This is a genomic window from Mesorhizobium sp. LSHC412B00 (assembly GCF_000503035.1).
In the GTDB taxonomy this organism is placed as follows: domain Bacteria; phylum Pseudomonadota; class Alphaproteobacteria; order Rhizobiales; family Rhizobiaceae; genus Mesorhizobium.
The window spans coordinates 226,790-244,383 of record NZ_AYWB01000003.1; the positions used below are offsets into that span (position 1 = coordinate 226,790).

The following is a 17,594-nucleotide window of genomic DNA, read 5'->3' on the forward strand; positions in this document are numbered from 1 at the left end:
GGTCACTACAGCGCCACGCGTCCGATGGATGCGCAAAGGAGGCTGTAGAACTTTGATTTTGCGCCTGATCCTCTTCGAAAATCGAAGATCGATTTTCGGGATCATGCGCGGGGGCGGCGGATGTGACGATGGCGACGGCAAGCAGCGCACAGCGCGAACCTTCCATGGAAGAAATACTGGCTTCCATCAGGAGGATCATCGAAGACAGCGACACAGGCCGCAAGCTGCCGGGCGACGCGGATGAGTTGCGCCAGGACCTTGTGCCGGCCGCCGGGCCTGTTTCGGATGTCGAGGCCTTCCGCAGCGAATTGCACAGCTCGACCGAAAGCAAGAAGCCGGTGACGCTGGCCGAGGTGCAGGCCCAACTGGCCGAGCCGGTGGTTGCGCGGCTGGAGCCGCGCTCCGAGCCGTCGCCAGTGAAGCCGGCCATTGCGGCAAATGCCACGACCGCCGCGCCACCCGCGCATGCTCCGATGACCCTGGCGGAAGTGAGCGCCAGGATAGCCAGTGAACCTGCTCCCGCCGTCGGGGCAGAAGCTGCAGTGCGGGCAAAGACGGAAACCACCGACTCGATCGTCACCGATTGGCGCCGCGAAATCGCGGCCGTTGGCAATCAGACAAAACCGGCTGAGACAGTACGGCAGCCCGAGATCAGGCAGCCGGAGACCAGGCAGCCAGAGACTGAAAATCGGCAGGCAGCAATCGCGGAGGTCGAGGCTTTCGAAGACGATCTCGCTGCCGAGCCGGCTTTCGAGCCTCATCCTTCGCGCAGCGAGCACGCGCGCCCGCCCGATACAACTCCGGTTCGGCCGGCGATCGTTTCGGAACATACGGGACGGCAGGTCGCTGCGGCCTTCGGCGAGCTCTCCGACGCCTTTGCCAGCCGCAGCAAGAAGACCTTCGACGAGATGGCCGAGGAGATGCTGCGGCCGATGTTGCAGGACTGGCTGGACAACAACCTTCCGACGCTGGTCGAGCGCCTGGTACGCGAAGAAATCGAGCGCGTCGCGCGCGGCGCGCAATAGGCATCACCACAGCCCGTTCCGGATTAAAGCGCCGCCTTCGGGCTGCGCTTTCTCGCTGCAGGCCAGCGTCCGGCTGATGTCGCGAATGCGATCAGCTTCCCGTCGGGATCGCTGACGATGAAGGTGCAGGCATGGCCTTCCCGTTGAAATGACCAAGGCCCCGCCTATTTGCGTTGAAGGACTGAGGCAGCCCTCGCGGTTGACTTGGCCAAAACCTTCCGATTTACACCGGGTCAGCAAAACTCCCGACCGCGCGGACCACTTTCCCATGCTTGAAAAGACCTACGACGCCAAGACCGTCGAGCCCAAGATCGCCAAAATCTGGGAAGAGGCGGACGCATTTCGCGCCGGCGCAGGTGCGGAAGAGGGGGCCGAGGCCTTTACCATCGTCATCCCGCCGCCCAACGTCACCGGCTCGCTGCATATGGGCCACGCACTCAACAACACGCTGCAGGATATACTCGTGCGCTTTGAGCGCATGCGCGGCAAGAACGTGCTGTGGCAGCCGGGCATGGACCATGCCGGCATCGCCACGCAGATGGTGGTCGAGCGCCAGCTGATGGAGAAACAGATCCATCGCCGCGATCTCACCCGCGAGGAGTTCATCGAGAAGGTCTGGGAGTGGAAGGCCGAGTCCGGCGGCGCCATCTTCAACCAGCTGAAGCGGCTCGGCGCCTCGGCCGACTGGTCGCGTGAACGTTTTACCATGGATGAAGGCCTGTCCAAGGCCGTGCTCGAAGTATTCGTCAGCCTCTACAAGGAAGGGCTGATCTACAAGGACAAGCGCCTTGTGAACTGGGACCCGAAGCTGTTGACGGCGATCTCCGACCTGGAGGTCGAGCCGCAGGAGATCAACGGCAATCTCTGGCACTTCCGCTATCCGATCGAGGGCGAGATTTTCGATCCGGAAAGTCCTGGGACATTCATCACCGTGGCGACGACACGGCCCGAGACGATGCTGGGCGATACGGCAGTCGCCGTGCACCCGGACGACGAGCGCTACCGGCATCTGGTCGGCAAGAATGTCGTGTTGCCGATCGTCGGCCGGAAAATTCCGGTTGTGGCTGACGAGTATTCCGATCCCGAAAAGGGCTCCGGCGCGGTCAAGATCACGCCGGCGCACGACTTCAACGATTTCGAAGTCGGCAAGCGCCACAAGCTGCCGGCGATCAACATCCTGACCATCGAGGCGGCAATAACGCTCAGGGATAATGAGGATTTTCTCGCCGGGCTCGACGTGACGCCGGAGCGCCAGGCCGTCTGGGATGAGCTCGACGGTCTCGACCGTTTCGTCGCGCGCAAGAAAATCGTCGAGCTGATGGAGACCGGCGGCTTCCTCGACAAGATCGAGCCGCACCGCCACGCCGTGCCGCATGGCGACCGCGGCGGCGTGCCGATCGAGCCGTTTCTGACCGAGCAGTGGTATGCAAACGCCGCCGAGCTCGCCAAGCCGGCGATCGCATCGGTGCGTGAAGGCCGTACCAACTTCGTGCCGAAGAACTGGGAAAAGACCTATTTTGACTGGATGGAGAACATTCAGCCCTGGTGTATTTCACGCCAGCTGTGGTGGGGTCACCAGATCCCGGCCTGGTACGGGCCGGACGGCCGGGTCTTCGTCGAGAAGACCGAGGAAGAGGCGCTGGGCGCCGCGATCGAATATTATCTGGCGCTGGAAGGTCCATGGAAGGCCTGGGTCGAGGACAAGCTCGAGACCTTCAAGCCGGGCGAGATCCTGACCCGCGACGAGGACGTGCTCGACACCTGGTTCTCGTCTGCACTGTGGCCGTTCTCAACGCTGGGCTGGCCGGATCACACGCCGGAGCTCAAGACCTATTACCAGACCGACGTGCTGGTGACCGGTTTCGACATCATCTTCTTCTGGGTCGCGCGAATGATGATGATGGGCCTGCATTTCATGCACGAGGAGCCGTTCCACACCGTCTATGTGCACGCGCTGGTGCGCGACAAGAACGGGCAGAAGATGTCGAAGTCGAAAGGCAACGTCATCGATCCGCTCGACCTCATCGACGAGTTTGGCGCCGACGCACTGCGCTTCACGCTGACGGTGATGGCGGCGCAGGGGCGCGACGTGAAGCTCGATCCGGCGCGCATCGCCGGCTACCGCAATTTCGGCACCAAGCTGTGGAACGCGACACGCTTTGCCGAGATGAACGAGGTCGCGCGCAATGACGATTTCTGGCTGAACGACGCCAAGCTGCCGGTCAACCGCTGGATCCTGACCGAGCTGACCAGGGCGTCGCGCGCTATCACCGAGGGCATCACCGGCTACCGCTTCAACGAGGCGGCCGGCGCCGCCTACCGCTTCGTCTGGAACCTGTTCTGCGACTGGTACCTGGAACTGCTGAAGCCGGTGTTCATGGGCGCGGACGAAGCTGCCAAGGCCGAAAGCCGGGCCTGCGTCGCCTTCGTGCTCGACGAGATCTACAAGCTGCTTCACCCGATGATGCCGTTCATGACCGAGGAGTTGTGGGCGCAGACGGCGGGCGAGGGCCGGACGCGCGCAACGCTGCTTTGCCACGCCGCCTGGCCGTCGCCCGACTTCGAGGACGCGGACGCGGCCGCCGACATCAACTGGCTGGTCGATCTGGTCTCCGGCATCCGCTCCGTGCGCTCCGAAATGAACGTGCCGCCGGCGGCGATCGCACCGTTGGTGGTGGTTGGCGCCAGCGTCGAGACCCAGCAGAGGCTCGACCGCCATGCGTCCGCCATCAAGCGGCTGGCGCGGGTCGGCGACATCTCGCTGGAGGACGCGGCACCCAAGGGCTCGGCCCAGATCGTGCTCAACGAGGCGACGATCTGCCTGCCGCTCGGCAGCCTGATCGATCTCTCAGCCGAGGCGGCGCGGCTGCAGAAGGAGCTGGCCAAGGTGACCGAGGAAATCGCGCGGTTGCACAAGAAGCTGTCGAACGAGAGATTCGTCGCCAGCGCGCCGGAAGAGATCGTCGCAGCCGAGCGCGAAAAACTCGACGAATACCGCGATCAGCAGGAGAAGCTTTCGGTGGCGCTGACCAGGGTGCGCGACGCCGGTTGAGCGCCGGATTCGCGAGACGCTTGCAGCGCTTCGCGAAGGTTCTTTTGCTCGAAAAACAGGCGTTCCGTTGCGTTAATATTGACGTAAACGGAAAGTTTCGACCCCCATTGTTGCCATAATGTAACAATGGGGCCGAATGCCGGCAAAATAGAGGGTTTTGGTGCCGTTTTGAGCGGTTTTTTCTGATTTGTCCCCCAGTCTGCCGCCCAAATGGTCATTTTCGAACCTGCCGGCCAAGCCGCCACTGTGTTCGAAATGCGGTCCGCAAGAGTGTACATGTACGCTATGTGAATTCATTGTTGCGCCGTTAACCCGAATTGGTTCTAGCTTGACGCACTAGTATTTCGGGGAGGACATCCATGAACAATTTGCGTTTGAAAACACTGCTGGGGGCGGGGTGTTTTTCGCTGGGCCTGATCGGTTCCGTGCATGCCGGCGGCCTGGAGCGCGGCGGCTATGACATCGATCTGCTGTTCGATCCGGCGCGCATCGCCGGCGAGGTTACCGGCACCTATGTGATGCCGCAACGCGACCTCAAGAATGTGGTGGACACGAATCCGGCTGACGGCCCCCTTAACGCGCTGGGCCTTTCCAACAGCGCCCGCGATACCGAAAGCTATTGGGTGCCGAGCGTGGGTATCAAGGCTGGTATGGGCCCGGTCGATTGTCTTGTCGACTATGGCCAACCGATCGGTGCGTACAGCAATCCCGGCGTCAACTGGGCCGGCGCGAACGGCAATATCGTAACCAAGGTCGAGAGCGAGGCCGTTGGCGGAACCTGCTCGTACAAGGTGAACCTCGGCAAAGGTCAGTTTCGTTTCATCGGCGGCGTGTTCCATGAGGACGTCTCGGGCTTCAAGGAGCAGCTGGTCGCTCCGCTTCCCGCATTTTTGGGTACAGGCGTTGGGCGCCTTGACCTCGAAGGAGACGGCTGGGGATGGCGCGTCGGTGCCGCCTATGAAATTCCTGACATCGCGCTGCGCGCCAGCCTAGTCTACAATTCAGCCGTCAAGCTCGACAACCTCTCGGGGACGCTCGATCTGACACAGGTTCCCGGATTCCTCGACCCCAGCAATCCAATTTTGGGTCGCATAACCGACGTAAGCGGTTCTTCGGAGGTGCCTGAGTCTCTGGAACTCAAGCTCCAGTCAGGTATTGCTCCGGGTTGGCTCGCGTTTGGATCCATTAAGTGGGTCAATTGGAGCGTATTGCAAAGCATTCCATTCTGCCCGACCGCCGCCCCGGGTGCTTGCACCACGACCGGCCCGACCCGCGCTACTTCACTTGATCTGCTCTACCGGGACGGCTGGACGGTCTCCGGCGGTATCGGCCACAAATTCAATGATCAGTGGAGCGGCGCCGCCGTTCTGACCTGGGATCGCGGAACCTCCACCGGACTGAGCGCCCAGACGGACACCTGGACGGTTAGCGGTGGCGTGGCTTACACGCCGACCCAGAACATCGAGGTTCGTCTTGGTGGGGCGCTGGGCGTGCTTACCAGCGGGTCGATCCATCCAGTCGTAGGCGACGATGGCGTCACCTATGGTACGGACTACACCGCTGACTTCGGCAACGATCTTGTGTCGGCCATTTCGACTTCGTTGAAGGTGAAGTGGTAAGCCTTTCAAGTTGAAAAGAAAAAGGCCGGGCATTCCCCGGCCTTTTTCTTATGCGGGCACCGCGTCGAGCCTTGCCGGCGAGAGTTGGCGTTGCAGATACGCCGCACTGGCGTCGCCTCTCGTAATTGTGACGTTTTGGCAACAGTTCCCGGCCAACCCCCGCGCTACAACTCCGCCAGACCAAATTGCCCATTTCCCGCCATAAACCCGGCGCACCTCGAATTTGTCTCGGGACACGCGCCAGAAGGCTCGGCGATGAGGCAGGCCGCACCGCCCGCGGCAAGGAAGAGTATGGACGCCAAAGTCATTTCCAAGGCCAAGCTGCCTAGCCGCCATGTGACCGTTGGTCCGGCGCGTGCGCCGCATCGTTCGTATCTCTATGCGATGGGGTTGTCGGCAGCCGAGATCGCGCAGCCGCTGGTCGGCGTTGCTTCCTGCTGGAACGAGGCGGCGCCTTGCAACATCTCGCTGATGCGCCAGGCGCAAGTGGTCAAGAAAGGTGTCGCGGCCGCCAACGGCACGCCGCGCGAATTCTGCACCATCACCGTCACCGACGGCATCGCCATGGGCCACCAGGGCATGAAGTCGTCGCTGGTGTCGCGCGATGTCATCGCCGATTCGGTCGAACTCACCATGCGCGGCCATTGCTACGATGCGCTGGTCGGCCTTGCCGGCTGCGACAAGTCGCTGCCCGGCATGATGATGGCCATGGTGCGGCTCAACGTGCCGTCGATCTTCATCTATGGCGGCTCGATCCTGCCCGGCAGCTATCGCGGCCGCCAGATCACCGTGCAGGATGTGTTCGAGGCTGTCGGCCAGCATTCGGTCGGCACGATCAGCGACGCCGAGCTGCTCGAGATCGAACAGGTCGCCTGTCCTTCGGCCGGCTCCTGCGGTGCCCAGTTCACCGCCAACACCATGGCCACCGTCGCCGAGGCGATTGGCTTGGCGCTGCCCTATTCCTGCGGCGCGCCGGCGCCCTACGAGATGCGCGACCGCTTCAATTTCGCCTCTGGCGAAAAGATCATGGAGCTTGTCGCGAAGAACATCCGGCCGCGCGACATCGTCACGCTGAAGGCGCTGGAGAACGCGGCGACCGTGGTTTCGGCCACCGGCGGCTCGACCAATGCGGCTTTGCACCTGCCGGCGATCGCGCATGAGGCAGGCATCAAGTTCGACCTGTTCGACGTTGCCGCGATTTTGGAGAAGACGCCCTACATCGCCGACCTCAAGCCGGGCGGCAAATATGTCGCCAAGGACATGTTCGAGGCCGGCGGCATTCCGCTGTTGATGAAGACGCTGCTCGACCACGGCTACCTCCATGGCGACTGCATGACCGTGACTGGCCGTACTTTGGCCGAAAACATGGAGCATGTTGCCTGGAATGATAGCCAGGATGTGGTCCGTCCCGCCAACCGACCAATCACCCAAACCGGCGGTGTCGTGGGCTTGAAGGGCAACCTTGCCCCCGAAGGCGCGATCGTGAAGGTCGCGGGCATGACGGAGCTGAAATTCTCAGGTCCGGCACGGTGTTTCGATTCGGAAGAGGAATGTTTCGAGGCGGTCACGCACCGCAACTACCGGGAAGGCGAGGTTCTCGTCATCCGTTACGAAGGTCCGCGCGGCGGCCCGGGCATGCGCGAGATGCTGTCGACGACGGCGGCGCTCTACGGTCAGGGCATGGGCGGCAAGGTCGCTCTCATCACCGACGGTCGTTTCTCGGGCGCAACGCGCGGTTTCTGCATCGGCCATGTCGGGCCCGAAGCTGCCGTGGGCGGCCCGATCGGGCTCTTGAAAGACGGCGATGTGATTTCGATCGATGCAACCAAAGGCACGATCGAGGTCGACCTGTCCGAGGCCGAACTGGCAACGCGGGCGAAGGCCTGGAAGGCGCGCACGACCGACTATCAGTCGGGCGCGATCTGGAAATACGCACAGACGGTAGGGGCTGCCCGCGACGGCGCGGTCACCCATCCGGGCGGTGCCAAAGAAACACATTGCTATGCGGATATCTGAGTTGTTGAGGTCGTCTGTCCTTCCGGCACTGGTCGCTGTTGCGATCTTTGGCGCCGTGGGCCAGGCCATGGCCTTCGACGACAAGGTGTTCGACGACAAGACCGGCGTGAAGCCGCAATCGAGCCCATGGGCCGTGTTCCAGTTCGGCTTCTCCGCTTACAAGAGCGGCCACAAGGAACAGGCGGTCGAGGCCTATAAATACGCCGCCGAGAACGGCCAGATCGGCGCCACCTGGAAGCTCGCGCGCATGTACGCCGAAGGCGACGGCGTGACGCGCGACGACTATGCGGCCTTCAAATTCTTCTCCGAGATCGTCGATCAGGATGTCGAGCCGGGATCGCCGGAGGAAAGCTATGTCTCCGACGCGCTGGTGGCGCTGGGCGACTATCTCCGGACAGGCATCCCCGGCAGCCCGGTCGAGGAAAACGAGGTCGCGGCGCAGGAATATTACATGCGCGCGGCCGCCAATTACCGCAACCCGAACGCTCAGTTCGAGATGGGCCAGATGTTTTTGAAGGGCGAGGGCGGCGTCAAGGCCAGCGTCAAGCAGGCCGGCCGCTGGTTCCAGCTCGCCGCCGAAAAAGGCCATGCCGGCGCCCAGGCGACGCTCGGCAATCTTCTGTTCCAGAGCGGCAAGATCGTGCGCGGGCTGGCCATGATGACCGCCGCGCTCGAACGCGCCTCGCCGAGCGACCAGCCGTGGATCCGCGGCATGCAGGAAGAGGCATTTGCCGCCGCCGGCGAAGCCGACCGTCGCACTGCCATTTCGCTTGCCGACGACATCCTGACCAAGGGCGGCGGCGACCAGTGAAATTGCCAATCTCCCCCCTTGAGGGGGAGATGCCCGGCAGGGCAGAGGGGGGTGCTGTCCCGCCGACCTCACAACCGGTAGCAGGTGCGTGCCTCGACNAACGACTGATCTCCCCCCTTGCGGGGGAGATGCCCGGCAGGGCAGAGGGGGGCGCTGTCCCGCTGGCATTTCAGTTGACTAAAGTTTGCCCGGGTTGGACTGAGAGGGTGAGCTTGTTTGACCGAAAGGTCGCGTTTCTTCGCGCCCCCCTCTGGCTTGCCGGCCATCTCCCCCTCAAGGGGGGAGATTAGCTCACATCCATCAGTTCTCGGTGAGTTCCGCCGGCGCCGCTCTGTGTACCGGCATCGAGATCGGCGTGACGTGCAGATGCGGCTTCATCGTGCTGTCGGGGCAGCTGTCGCCGATCTTGGTCCATGAGGTGTTGTTGAGCACCAGGTCGCAGCGGGCCATATGGCTCTTGTCTGAAACCGTCAGGCAGGTGACCTGGCCGACCTGGTAGGACTTGCCATTGGCCAGGCACTGCTGGTCGGCAAGTGCCGCTGCAGGGGAGGCCATGGCAAATGCCAGGCCGATTGGACAAAGGAGGAATCGTAGTGCCATGGAACCCCAGCCGCCATGCTGATCTCTGACTGAATGGCGCGATTGTGGCGACATCAGGGTTTCGGCTGATATCAAGCCGGCAGCAGCGCCAGATCGATCGCCACCGGCACGTGGTCGGAAGGCTTTTCCCAGGCGCGCACATGCTTTTCGATCGAGGCCGAGGAAAAGCGGTTGGCCGCTTCGGGTGACAACAGCAGATGGTCGATGCGGATGCCGTTGTTCTTCTGCCAGGCGCCGGCCTGGTAATCCCAGAAGGTGTAGACGTCGGCGGCATCGGTGACGGCGCGCACCGCCTCGGTAAAGCCGAGATTCTTCAGTCGCCGGAAGGCCTGCCGGGTCTGCGGCTGGAACAGCGCATCGCCAAGCCAGTTCTCGGGGAAGCGCGCATCGACCGGCTCGGGGATGACATTGTAGTCGCCGGCCAGCACCAGCGCCTCCTCCAGAAGCAGCCGCTGCTCGGCCCAGCGATGCAGCCGCTCCATCCAGGCCAGCTTGTAAGGAAATTTCTTCTCGTCATCGATGGGATTGCCGTTGGGCAGATAGAGCGAGGCGACGCGCAGCGCGCCCTGGTCGGTCGAGAACACGCCCTCGATGAAGCGCGCCTGCTCGTCGGCGTCATCACCGGGCAGGCCTCTGATAACCTCGTCGAACGGAAGTTTCGACAGTAGGGCGACGCCGTTAAAGCCCTTCTGGCCATGGGTTTCCACGTTGTAGCCAAGCGCCTCGATCTCGGCGCGCGGGAACTGCTCGTCGACCGACTTGATCTCCTGCAGGCAGACGATGTCGGGCTGGCTTTCGCTCAGCCAGTGGGTGAGGTTGCCGATGCGGGCGCGAATGCCGTTTATGTTCCAGGTAACGATTTTCATGGGCGGCCTCAGGGATGTTCGGGCGAAAGACGTTCGACAAGCCCGATCGTATTGCCTGCCGGGTCCTTTAGAAAGGCCATCCACTCGCTTTCCCCCGCCGTTCCGAACGTGCCTTCGGTGTCGTTGTGGACGAGCGCCGGCGGTGCGGTGAAGGGAACGCCGGACGCTTTCGGCTCGGCGTGGAAGGCTTCGAGCCCGGCTATATCGAGATAGACGGTGCCGGCCGGAACGCCATCGGTGAACAGCAACCTGATCTCACCGGCCATGATGAAGGCGATGCCCGGCGGATCGTAGCGGGCGTGAACGTTGAGGCCGAGCACATCGCGCCAGAAGGCCAGCGTCACGTCGAGATCGCGCCCGGCCGACAGTGCGACCTGACGGACCGCGCCGACGCCGGACATCTGCCTAGATGGAGAAACTGGTGCCGCAGCCGCAGGAGGCGACTGCATTGGGGTTGCGGATCTGGAACGATTGGCCCATCAGATCGTCGACGAAGTCGATCACCGAGCCGCCCATATAGACCAGCGACAAATCGTCGATCAGCACGGTGGCGCCGTCCTTTTCGATGGCGACGTCGTCGTCGTTGCGCGTATTGACCAGGTCGAACTTGTAGGAAAAGCCGGAGCAGCCGCCGCCCTCTACGGAGACGCGCAGCGCCGTCTTGCCGGCCTCGCCAGAGACGATTTTCGCGATCCGCCTGGCGGCGGACTCGGTCATCTCGACTTTCATGGCAGTCTTGGCATCAGCGCCCATGGGCGTCACCTTGCTTTCAGTTTCACATGATAGGTATGAAGCGGGAAGGGGCAAGTCAACTGCGGCGGCATCAGCCATGACAAATGAGCTTGGCGACATTGGGTTCGGCTATCGGCCGCGCGCGGCCTATGCCAGCGACCCAGCCAGGTCGCGCGGGCGGCTCTATGACGAGGTCGAGAGCCCGACTCGCACGCCATTCCAGCGCGACCGCGACCGTATCATTCATTCGACTGCCTTCCGCCGCCTGAAGCACAAGACGCAGGTGTTCGTCGCCCATGAAGGAGATCACTACCGCACCCGGCTGACGCATTCGATCGAGGTGGCGCAGATTGCGCGGGCTCTGGCGCGAGCGCTGCGCGGCGACGAGGATCTGGCCGAGGCGGTCGCCTTGGTGCACGATTTCGGTCACACGCCGTTCGGCCATACCGGCGAGGACGCGCTGAACGAGCGGATGGCCCAATGGGGCGGCTTCGACCACAATGCGCAGTCGCTGCGCGTGGTGACGCGGCTGGAGCGGCGCTATGCCGAGTTCGACGGGCTGAACCTGACCTGGGAAACGCTGGAAGGCCTGGTGAAGCACAATGGCCCGCTGACCGACGCCAAGGGAAAAGGGCTCAAAGGCCCGGTGCCGCAGGCGATCCGCGACTATTCCGAGTTGCACGACCTCGAACTCGACCATTTCGCCGGCATCGAGGCGCAATGTGCTGCGATCGCCGACGATATCGCCTACAACACCCATGACATCGACGACGGCCTGCGCTCCGGCTTCCTGACCTTGGACATGCTGGAAACGGTGGCGCTGCCGGGATCGATCCTGGCAAGCGTGCGCGCGCGCTATCCGGGCCTGGACGATGTGCGCACCGGCCATGAGCTGATGCGCCGGCAGATCACGATGATGGTCGAGGACGTCATTGTTTCCACCACCGCCAATCTGGAGCGCATCAAGCCTGACAGCGCCGAAGCGGTGCGGGCGGCGGGCGAGACGATGGTGACCTTTTCCGCAGACATGGCGGCGACCGAGAAGGATTTGAAGACCTTTCTTTACAAGCATCTCTACCGGCATGACGAGGTGATGCGCGTTCGCATTGAGGCCGAGCAGATCGTGCGCGAGCTGTTCGATGTCTATTTCGCCGATCCGCGCGCCATGCCGGACGGCTGGCGGGAGGGGCTCGACCGGGCGGAGGACCGCATCAAGGCGCGCAGCGTCGCCGATTTCCTGGCGGGGATGACGGATACCTACGCCTTGAAGGAACACCGCCGTCTGTTTGACCATACGCCCGATTTAAGCTAGGGCGGGCGCGATTTGCCGGCCAATGAGCCGGTTCCCCTGCACAGTCCGCCAGAGCAAGACCCATGAACATCTTCGCCGATTTCAGCGCGCGAATCACAAAAGCCGTCGAAGCGCTTGATTTGAAAGACAGTAATGGCGTTTCGCCCGACCTGTCGCGCATCGCCGTCGAGCCGCCGCGCGACGCCAGCCATGGCGATCTCGCCACCAATGCGGCGATGGTACTGGCCAAGCCGACAGGGCACAACCCGCGGGCGCTGGCCGAGCGGCTGGTGGAAGTGCTGCGCAGCGACGCCGATGTTGCCGAAGCCGACGTCGCCGGTCCCGGCTTCGTCAATCTCCGGCTCAAGGACGCTTTCTGGCAGGCACATCTGACCGCGGTGCTCGGCGAGGGGCAAAACTACGGCCGCTCGACCATTGGTGGCGGCAAGAAGACCAATGTCGAATATGTCTCGGCCAATCCGACCGGGCCGATGCATGTCGGCCATTGCCGGGGCGCGGTTGTCGGCGACACGCTCGCCAATCTGATGGCCTTCGCCGGCTATGACGTCACCAAGGAATACATCATCAACGACGCCGGCGCGCAGATCGACGTGCTCGGGCGTTCGGCCTTCCTGCGCTACCGCGAAGCGCTGGGCGACGACATTGGCGAGATACCGGCCGGCCTCTATCCCGGCGATTACCTTGTGCCGGTCGGTCAGGTGCTGGCTGCCGAATTTGGCCGCAAGCTCTTGCAGATGCCCGACGATGAGTCGCTGGCAATCGTCAAGGACCGCACGATCGACGCCATGATGGTGATGATCCGCGAGGATCTGGCGTTGCTCAATGTGCATCACGACGTTTTCTTCTCCGAGCGCACGCTGCATGCCGACAATGCCAAAAAAATCCGCTCGGCGATCAACGATCTGACGCTGAAAGGCCATATCTACAAGGGCAAGCTACCGCCGCCCAAGGGCGAGAAGCCGGACGACTGGGAAGACCGCGAGCAGACGCTGTTTCGCTCGACGGCGGTCGGCGACGACATGGACCGGGCGCTGGTCAAGTCCGACGGCTCGTTCACCTATTTCGCCGCCGACGTCGCCTATCTCAAGGACAAGGTCGACCGCGGTTTCGTCGGCCTGATCTATGTGCTGGGCGCCGACCATGGCGGCTACGTCAAGCGGCTGGAAGCGCTGGCGCGGGCGATTGCAGGCGATGATCTGAAGCTGCAACTCACGGTGCTCCTGTGCAATCTGGTGAAGCTGTTTCGCGATGGCGAACCGGTTCGGATGTCGAAGCGGTCGGGCGACTTCGTGACCTTGCGCGAAGCGGTGGAGGAGGTGGGCCGCGATGCGATCCGCTTCATGATGCTCTACCGCAAGAGCGACGCGCCGCTCGACTTCGATTTCGCCAAGGTCACCGAACAGTCCAAGGACAATCCCGTGTTCTACGTGCAGTACGCTTCGGCGCGCTGTCATTCGGTGTTCCGGCAGGCGAGCGAGCAACTGGGCGAGGCCAATTTCGACCGCAACAGCCTGGCCGCGGCCTCGGCGTCGCTCACCGACGAGGGCGAGATCGGCCTGATCCGGAAGCTGGCTGAATATCCCCGGCTGGTCGAATCTGCGGCCCTTGCGCTGGAGCCGCACCGGCTGGCATTCTACCTCTACGATCTGGCTTCCAGCTTCCATGGACACTGGAATCGGGGCACCGAGAATGCCGACTTACGTTTTGTTAAGGTTAACGACCGACAATTGACTCATGCCAGACTAGGGCTGGTGCAGGCTGTTTCGGATGTTTTGACCTCCGGCCTGACGCTGATTGGGGCTGATGCGCCCACTGAGATGCGTTAGGTTTAACTAAAACACCTGTCACCATTTGCCCACATTGCGCTGGTAAGGGCCAACCCTACGCGACGTCCATGGCGTCCGAATGAGTGCGAGTTCGGGAACAATAATGGCAGACAGAACCCAGCTGAGAGTAGCCGACAACAACGACATCGCCGAAGATGATCCGTTCGCTGAACTGACCAGGATCATGGGTTTCGATCCGCGCCAGCCGGTCAAGCCGCAGGCGCCAGCCGTCGAGACGGCTGCAGACGAGGGCGATTTCGACATCGACCTCGAGAAGGAGTTGATGGGCGAATTCGGCGATGAAGTCGGTTCCATGGAGGCCAGCCAGCCGGCTCCCGAGGTTCACCAGCCTGCCGCTGAGCCCTACGAACCTGCTGCCGAGATTCGCGAGCCGGAAACCACCGATGCCGCGATGGACGATGCGCTGGCTGCTTCGCTGGAATATGATTTCGTCTTCGACGATGCCGCCGATCTGGATTTCGGCGCTGGCCCGCAGGCTGCGGCTGCTCCCGTTGAACCCTCGGTTGCCGAACCTTGGTTTGCCGAGCCCGCATTCGACGAAGCTGCATTCGATGACGATTTCGACAATGCCGTGGCCAGTTCGCTGGAAAACGTATCGCCGCTCGAAGACGACCTGCCGATGGATGACGAGCTTGCCGCTTCGCTCGAGCAGGGGTTGCTGCTCGATGACGATGCGACCGTCGCCCATGCCGCAGATGTCGCGCAGGTTGCTGCTGCGCCTGCCGACGATCTCGCGTTCGACGATGATTTCGACAATGCCGTCTCGATGTCGCTGGAAGACGAGCTGACGCTGGACGGTCCTGCGCCGGCGCAGGACCAGTATGCCGCGCCAGTAGCCGAGGCGCCGATCCATACCTTCGACGCCGTCGGCTCCGCCGACCACGCTGTTGCCGACGAGGATTTTGCGGGTCATTTCGATGACGCGATGGCCGATGTCGACATGGACTTTGCGGCCCAGGATTTTGCAGCCCAGGATTTTGCAGCCCAGGATTCTGCGGCCGAGCATTTCGAGCCTCAGGCTTTCGAGGCTCAGCCTGTTGAGGCCGAGGATCCGGAAGAGCGCGATCTGGATGTCAGCGATCTGCAGGCCAGCGCGCCGGTTGAGATGGATGCGCCGGAAGTGGACGAGACGCCAGCCTGGACCGTGGAGGCCAGCCCCTCTCATGAGACTGCGCACGAAGCATTCGACGATTTCGATCTGAGCATCGATGATGCGCTTGCCGATCACGAGCCGGTGGCCGAGACCGCACCCGCTCCGGTTCAGCCAACTCCGGTCGCACCAGCCTATGTGGCGCCTACCAATATGGCGACCCCGGCCGCTCCGGTCGCTGACGAACGGACGTTGGAAGATGAACTCAACGCGCTGCTTGGCGCCATGACCACACCACGCCCGGCGCCAGTCGCCCCGATTCCGGTGGTCACCGAGCCCACCAGGGCTGCCGCCATCGAGCCCACCAGGACTTATGAGCCGGTTGCCCCGGTGCAGCGGTCCGTCGCGACGCCGGTCGCTCCGGTCGATAATCTCGACTGGGACCTGGACGAACACGCGCCGGCTCCTCAGGAGGCCCAGGCGGACGATGCCGATTTCGACGATCTGCTTGCCGGCGAACTTGAAGGCCATGTGCCCGAGATCGAGTTCGATGATCACGCCTTCGACGCGGCGCTGGCCAAGGGCATCGATCTCGGTCATGACGATACGGCAGCACCGGTCGCTGGCGATTGGCGCTCGACGCCGCCGGAGCCGGCGCGTTCGTGGAGCCGCGTGACTCCCACCCCGGCCCAGCCTTCCTTTGCAGCGCAGCCGCAACCTTCTTTTGCAGCGCAGCCGCAAGCTTCTTTTGCAGAAAAGCCGTCCATGCCGCCGGCGGCAGCGCCAAGCTATCGCGACCAGCCGGTTGCCGCTGCTGCCTATGTGGCGCCGACGCCATCGCGCCAGGCGCCGCCTCAGGCCTATGACGAGATGCCGGATGTCGAGACGGTCGATGTGCCGGAGCGTGTGGTGGCGATTGCCGACGACCTCGACATTCCAGAACTCAGCTTCGAGCAAGACGAGCCGGCCGCCTATGACGACATCGACGCCGAATTCGCCGGCATGCTCAACGACATGAACGCGGTGGAAGTGGCGCCGCCCACTGCCGCACGCAGTGCCGGCTATGATGACGATTCCTACAGTTCCAGCTTCAGTTCGGGCCACGAGCTCGACCAGCGCGCCTATGCGGCGCGGCCAGCCGAAGTGCTTGCAGCCACGCAAGCTCACCACGCCGATGCCGCGGGCGGCTTCGACATGGACGATCTGCCCGGCAGCCAGCCGGTTTCGCAGGCCGACGATTTCGCGGTCGACGAACTCGACTACGATCCGGATCTGGACGAGGCAATGGCGGTGCCGGGCCTCGCCGAGCAGGAAGCCGCACGGCCGCGCAGGAGCGGGCTGCTGGTCGCGGGGGTCGTTGCTGCGGTTGCGATTGCCGGCGGCCTTGGCGCCTTCGCCTTGTCGTTCGGCGGCAAGGGCGGCAGCGATGCGCCGGTCATTGTCAAAGCCGACAACAGGCCGATCAAGGTCAAGCCCGAAAATCCGGGCGGCGCCGTGGTGCCGAACCAGGACAACAAGGTTTATGATGCGGTCGCCAAGGGCACCAAGCCGGCCGAGCCGGTTCAGGAGAAGCTGGTCACCAACACCGAAGAGCCGGTCGATGTGAAGGCGCAGGAGCCTGAAAGCCGCGTCGTCGATCTGTCGCCCGACGACACTGCCCCAGGCCCCGACGCTGCCGGCAACCCCGAAGCTGCCGTCAACCCCGACGCTGCCGGCAACCCCGACGCGGCTGTCGCGCCGGCGCCAAAATCCGAGGACCGCATTGCGCAGGTGCTGCAGGAAGCCGAGAAGAACCCCGATACGGTCGCCGTTGCCCCGCGCAAGGTGCGGACCATGGTGGTCAAGCCCGACGGCTCGTTGGTGGCACGCGAGGACTCGACGCCGGCCGCGCCGCAGGTTGCGGCGACTGAGCCGCTTGACCCGGCGCCGCAGCACGNCCATGGTGGTCAAGCCCGACGGCTCGTTGGTGGCACGCGAGGACTCGACGCCGGCCGCGCCGCAGGTTGCGGCGACTGAGCCGCTTGACCCGGCGCCGCAGCACGTCGCCCCTTCGGCCGATGCCGAGCAGACCGGCACCGTGGCGCCTGCCGATCAGGCAAATAGCGACCAGGCAAGTGCCGAGACCGCCAAGCCGGTCAAGCCGGTGAAGCCGGCGGCTGCGCCGAAGGCTGAGACCCAGTCCGCCAACACGCCGCAGACGGTTGCCGTGGCGCCGCAGCGCCCGTCCGACCAGCCGGTCGACGTGGTCGGCGAGGTCAAGCCCGACCAGGTTGCCTCCATCCCGGCGACGGCTTCGACATCGGGCGGTTCGTGGTCGATGCAGATCGCTTCGCAGCCGACGGTCGAAAGCGCCCAGGCCAACTACGCCGACCTGCAGCGCCGCTATGGAAATGTGCTCGCCGGTCGCACCGCCAACATCGTCAAGGCGGAGATCGCCGGCAAGGGCACCTTCTACCGTGTCCGGGTGCCTGCGCAATCGCGCAACGATGCGATCAATCTGTGCACCAGCTACAAGGCTGCCGGCGGCAACTGCTTCGTGTCGCGGTAAGGCCGGATCCAACTATCAGAGCCGGCGCGTTCCCAAGGATCGCGCCGGCTTTTTCATGTGGATGGGCGAGAGGTTG

At 63.4% G+C, this 17,594-nt stretch carries 14 protein-coding genes; 9 read left to right on the forward strand and 5 right to left on the reverse strand.

All coding sequences use genetic code 11. The features are described from left to right. The first annotated feature begins 128 nt into the window (after nt 1-128). Together X757_RS157040 and X757_RS157035 are read left to right on the forward strand one after the other, a co-directional pair. Nucleotides 129-1,025: a PopZ family protein gene (locus X757_RS157040; protein ID WP_023725674.1), complete on the forward strand. Its 897-nt coding sequence runs from the start codon at nt 129-131 to the stop codon at nt 1,023-1,025. 268 nt (nt 1,026-1,293) lie between these two features. Next, on the forward strand, nt 1,294-4,077 hold the full coding sequence (locus tag X757_RS157035; protein ID WP_023725675.1) for a valine--tRNA ligase: 2,784 nt from the start codon (nt 1,294-1,296) through the stop codon (nt 4,075-4,077). Here X757_RS157035 and X757_RS1000000167825 read toward each other — a convergent pair. Next, nucleotides 4,026-4,295 (reverse strand): hypothetical protein, encoded by a 270-nt coding sequence (locus X757_RS1000000167825; RefSeq protein ID WP_155923151.1) that lies wholly within the window; start codon nt 4,293-4,295, stop codon nt 4,026-4,028. The two genes, X757_RS157035 and X757_RS1000000167825, sit on opposite strands and share 52 nt — an antisense overlap. A gap of 141 nt (nt 4,296-4,436) precedes the next feature. Here X757_RS1000000167825 and X757_RS157030 point away from each other — a divergent pair, with 141 nt between their 5' ends. The 3 genes from X757_RS157030 to X757_RS157020 all read left to right on the forward strand — a co-directional run bounded on the left by X757_RS157030 (nt 4,437) and on the right by X757_RS157020 (nt 8,523). Next, on the forward strand, nt 4,437-5,696 hold the full coding sequence (locus tag X757_RS157030) for an OmpP1/FadL family transporter (protein ID WP_023725676.1): 1,260 nt from the start codon (nt 4,437-4,439) through the stop codon (nt 5,694-5,696). Between the two features lie 291 nt (nt 5,697-5,987). Continuing rightward, nucleotides 5,988-7,712, forward strand: a complete 1,725-nt coding sequence (ilvD, locus tag X757_RS157025; RefSeq protein WP_023725677.1) for a dihydroxy-acid dehydratase — start codon at nt 5,988-5,990, stop codon at nt 7,710-7,712. Then, complete coding sequence (locus X757_RS157020; protein WP_023667701.1) at nt 7,699-8,523, forward strand: tetratricopeptide repeat protein; 825 nt, start codon at nt 7,699-7,701, stop codon at nt 8,521-8,523. The genes ilvD and X757_RS157020 overlap by 14 nt, the downstream gene beginning before the upstream one ends. Nucleotides 8,524-8,823: 300 nt before the next feature. Here the strand turns inward: X757_RS157020 and X757_RS157010 are convergent, their stop codons facing one another. The 4 genes from X757_RS157010 to erpA form a co-directional block, all read right to left on the reverse strand. Then, on the reverse strand, nt 8,824-9,078 hold the full coding sequence (locus X757_RS157010; RefSeq protein ID WP_245260192.1) for a hypothetical protein: 255 nt from the start codon (nt 9,076-9,078) through the stop codon (nt 8,824-8,826). A gap of 116 nt (nt 9,079-9,194) precedes the next feature. Next, complete coding sequence (gene xth / locus X757_RS157005; RefSeq protein WP_023667698.1) at nt 9,195-9,989, reverse strand: exodeoxyribonuclease III; 795 nt, start codon at nt 9,987-9,989, stop codon at nt 9,195-9,197. A gap of 8 nt (nt 9,990-9,997) precedes the next feature. After that, nucleotides 9,998-10,390, reverse strand: coding sequence for a VOC family protein (locus X757_RS157000; protein WP_023725679.1), 393 nt, complete (start codon nt 10,388-10,390; stop codon nt 9,998-10,000). A 4-nt stretch (nt 10,391-10,394) separates the two neighbouring features. Continuing rightward, nucleotides 10,395-10,742, reverse strand: a complete 348-nt coding sequence (erpA, locus tag X757_RS156995; RefSeq protein ID WP_031199080.1) for an iron-sulfur cluster insertion protein ErpA — start codon at nt 10,740-10,742, stop codon at nt 10,395-10,397. Between the two features lie 76 nt (nt 10,743-10,818). On the opposite strand from erpA, the gene X757_RS156990 reads away from it, so the two are divergent. The 4 genes from X757_RS156990 (at nt 10,819) to X757_RS0133605 (ending at nt 17,518) form a co-directional block, all read left to right on the forward strand. Beyond that, nucleotides 10,819-12,033: a deoxyguanosinetriphosphate triphosphohydrolase gene (locus tag X757_RS156990; protein WP_023725680.1), complete on the forward strand. Its 1,215-nt coding sequence runs from the start codon at nt 10,819-10,821 to the stop codon at nt 12,031-12,033. 62 nt (nt 12,034-12,095) lie between these two features. Continuing rightward, nucleotides 12,096-13,859: an arginine--tRNA ligase gene (argS, locus tag X757_RS156985; RefSeq protein ID WP_023725681.1), complete on the forward strand. Its 1,764-nt coding sequence runs from the start codon at nt 12,096-12,098 to the stop codon at nt 13,857-13,859. 103 nt (nt 13,860-13,962) lie between these two features. Beyond that, nucleotides 13,963-16,986 (forward strand): hypothetical protein, encoded by a 3,024-nt coding sequence (locus X757_RS1000000168855; RefSeq protein ID WP_050593926.1) that lies wholly within the window; start codon nt 13,963-13,965, stop codon nt 16,984-16,986. Next, on the forward strand, nt 16,910-17,518 hold the full coding sequence (locus X757_RS0133605; protein WP_031251178.1) for an SPOR domain-containing protein: 609 nt from the start codon (nt 16,910-16,912) through the stop codon (nt 17,516-17,518). Before X757_RS1000000168855 ends, X757_RS0133605 begins: the two co-directional genes overlap by 77 nt. The last annotated feature ends 76 nt before the right edge of the window (nt 17,519-17,594 follow it).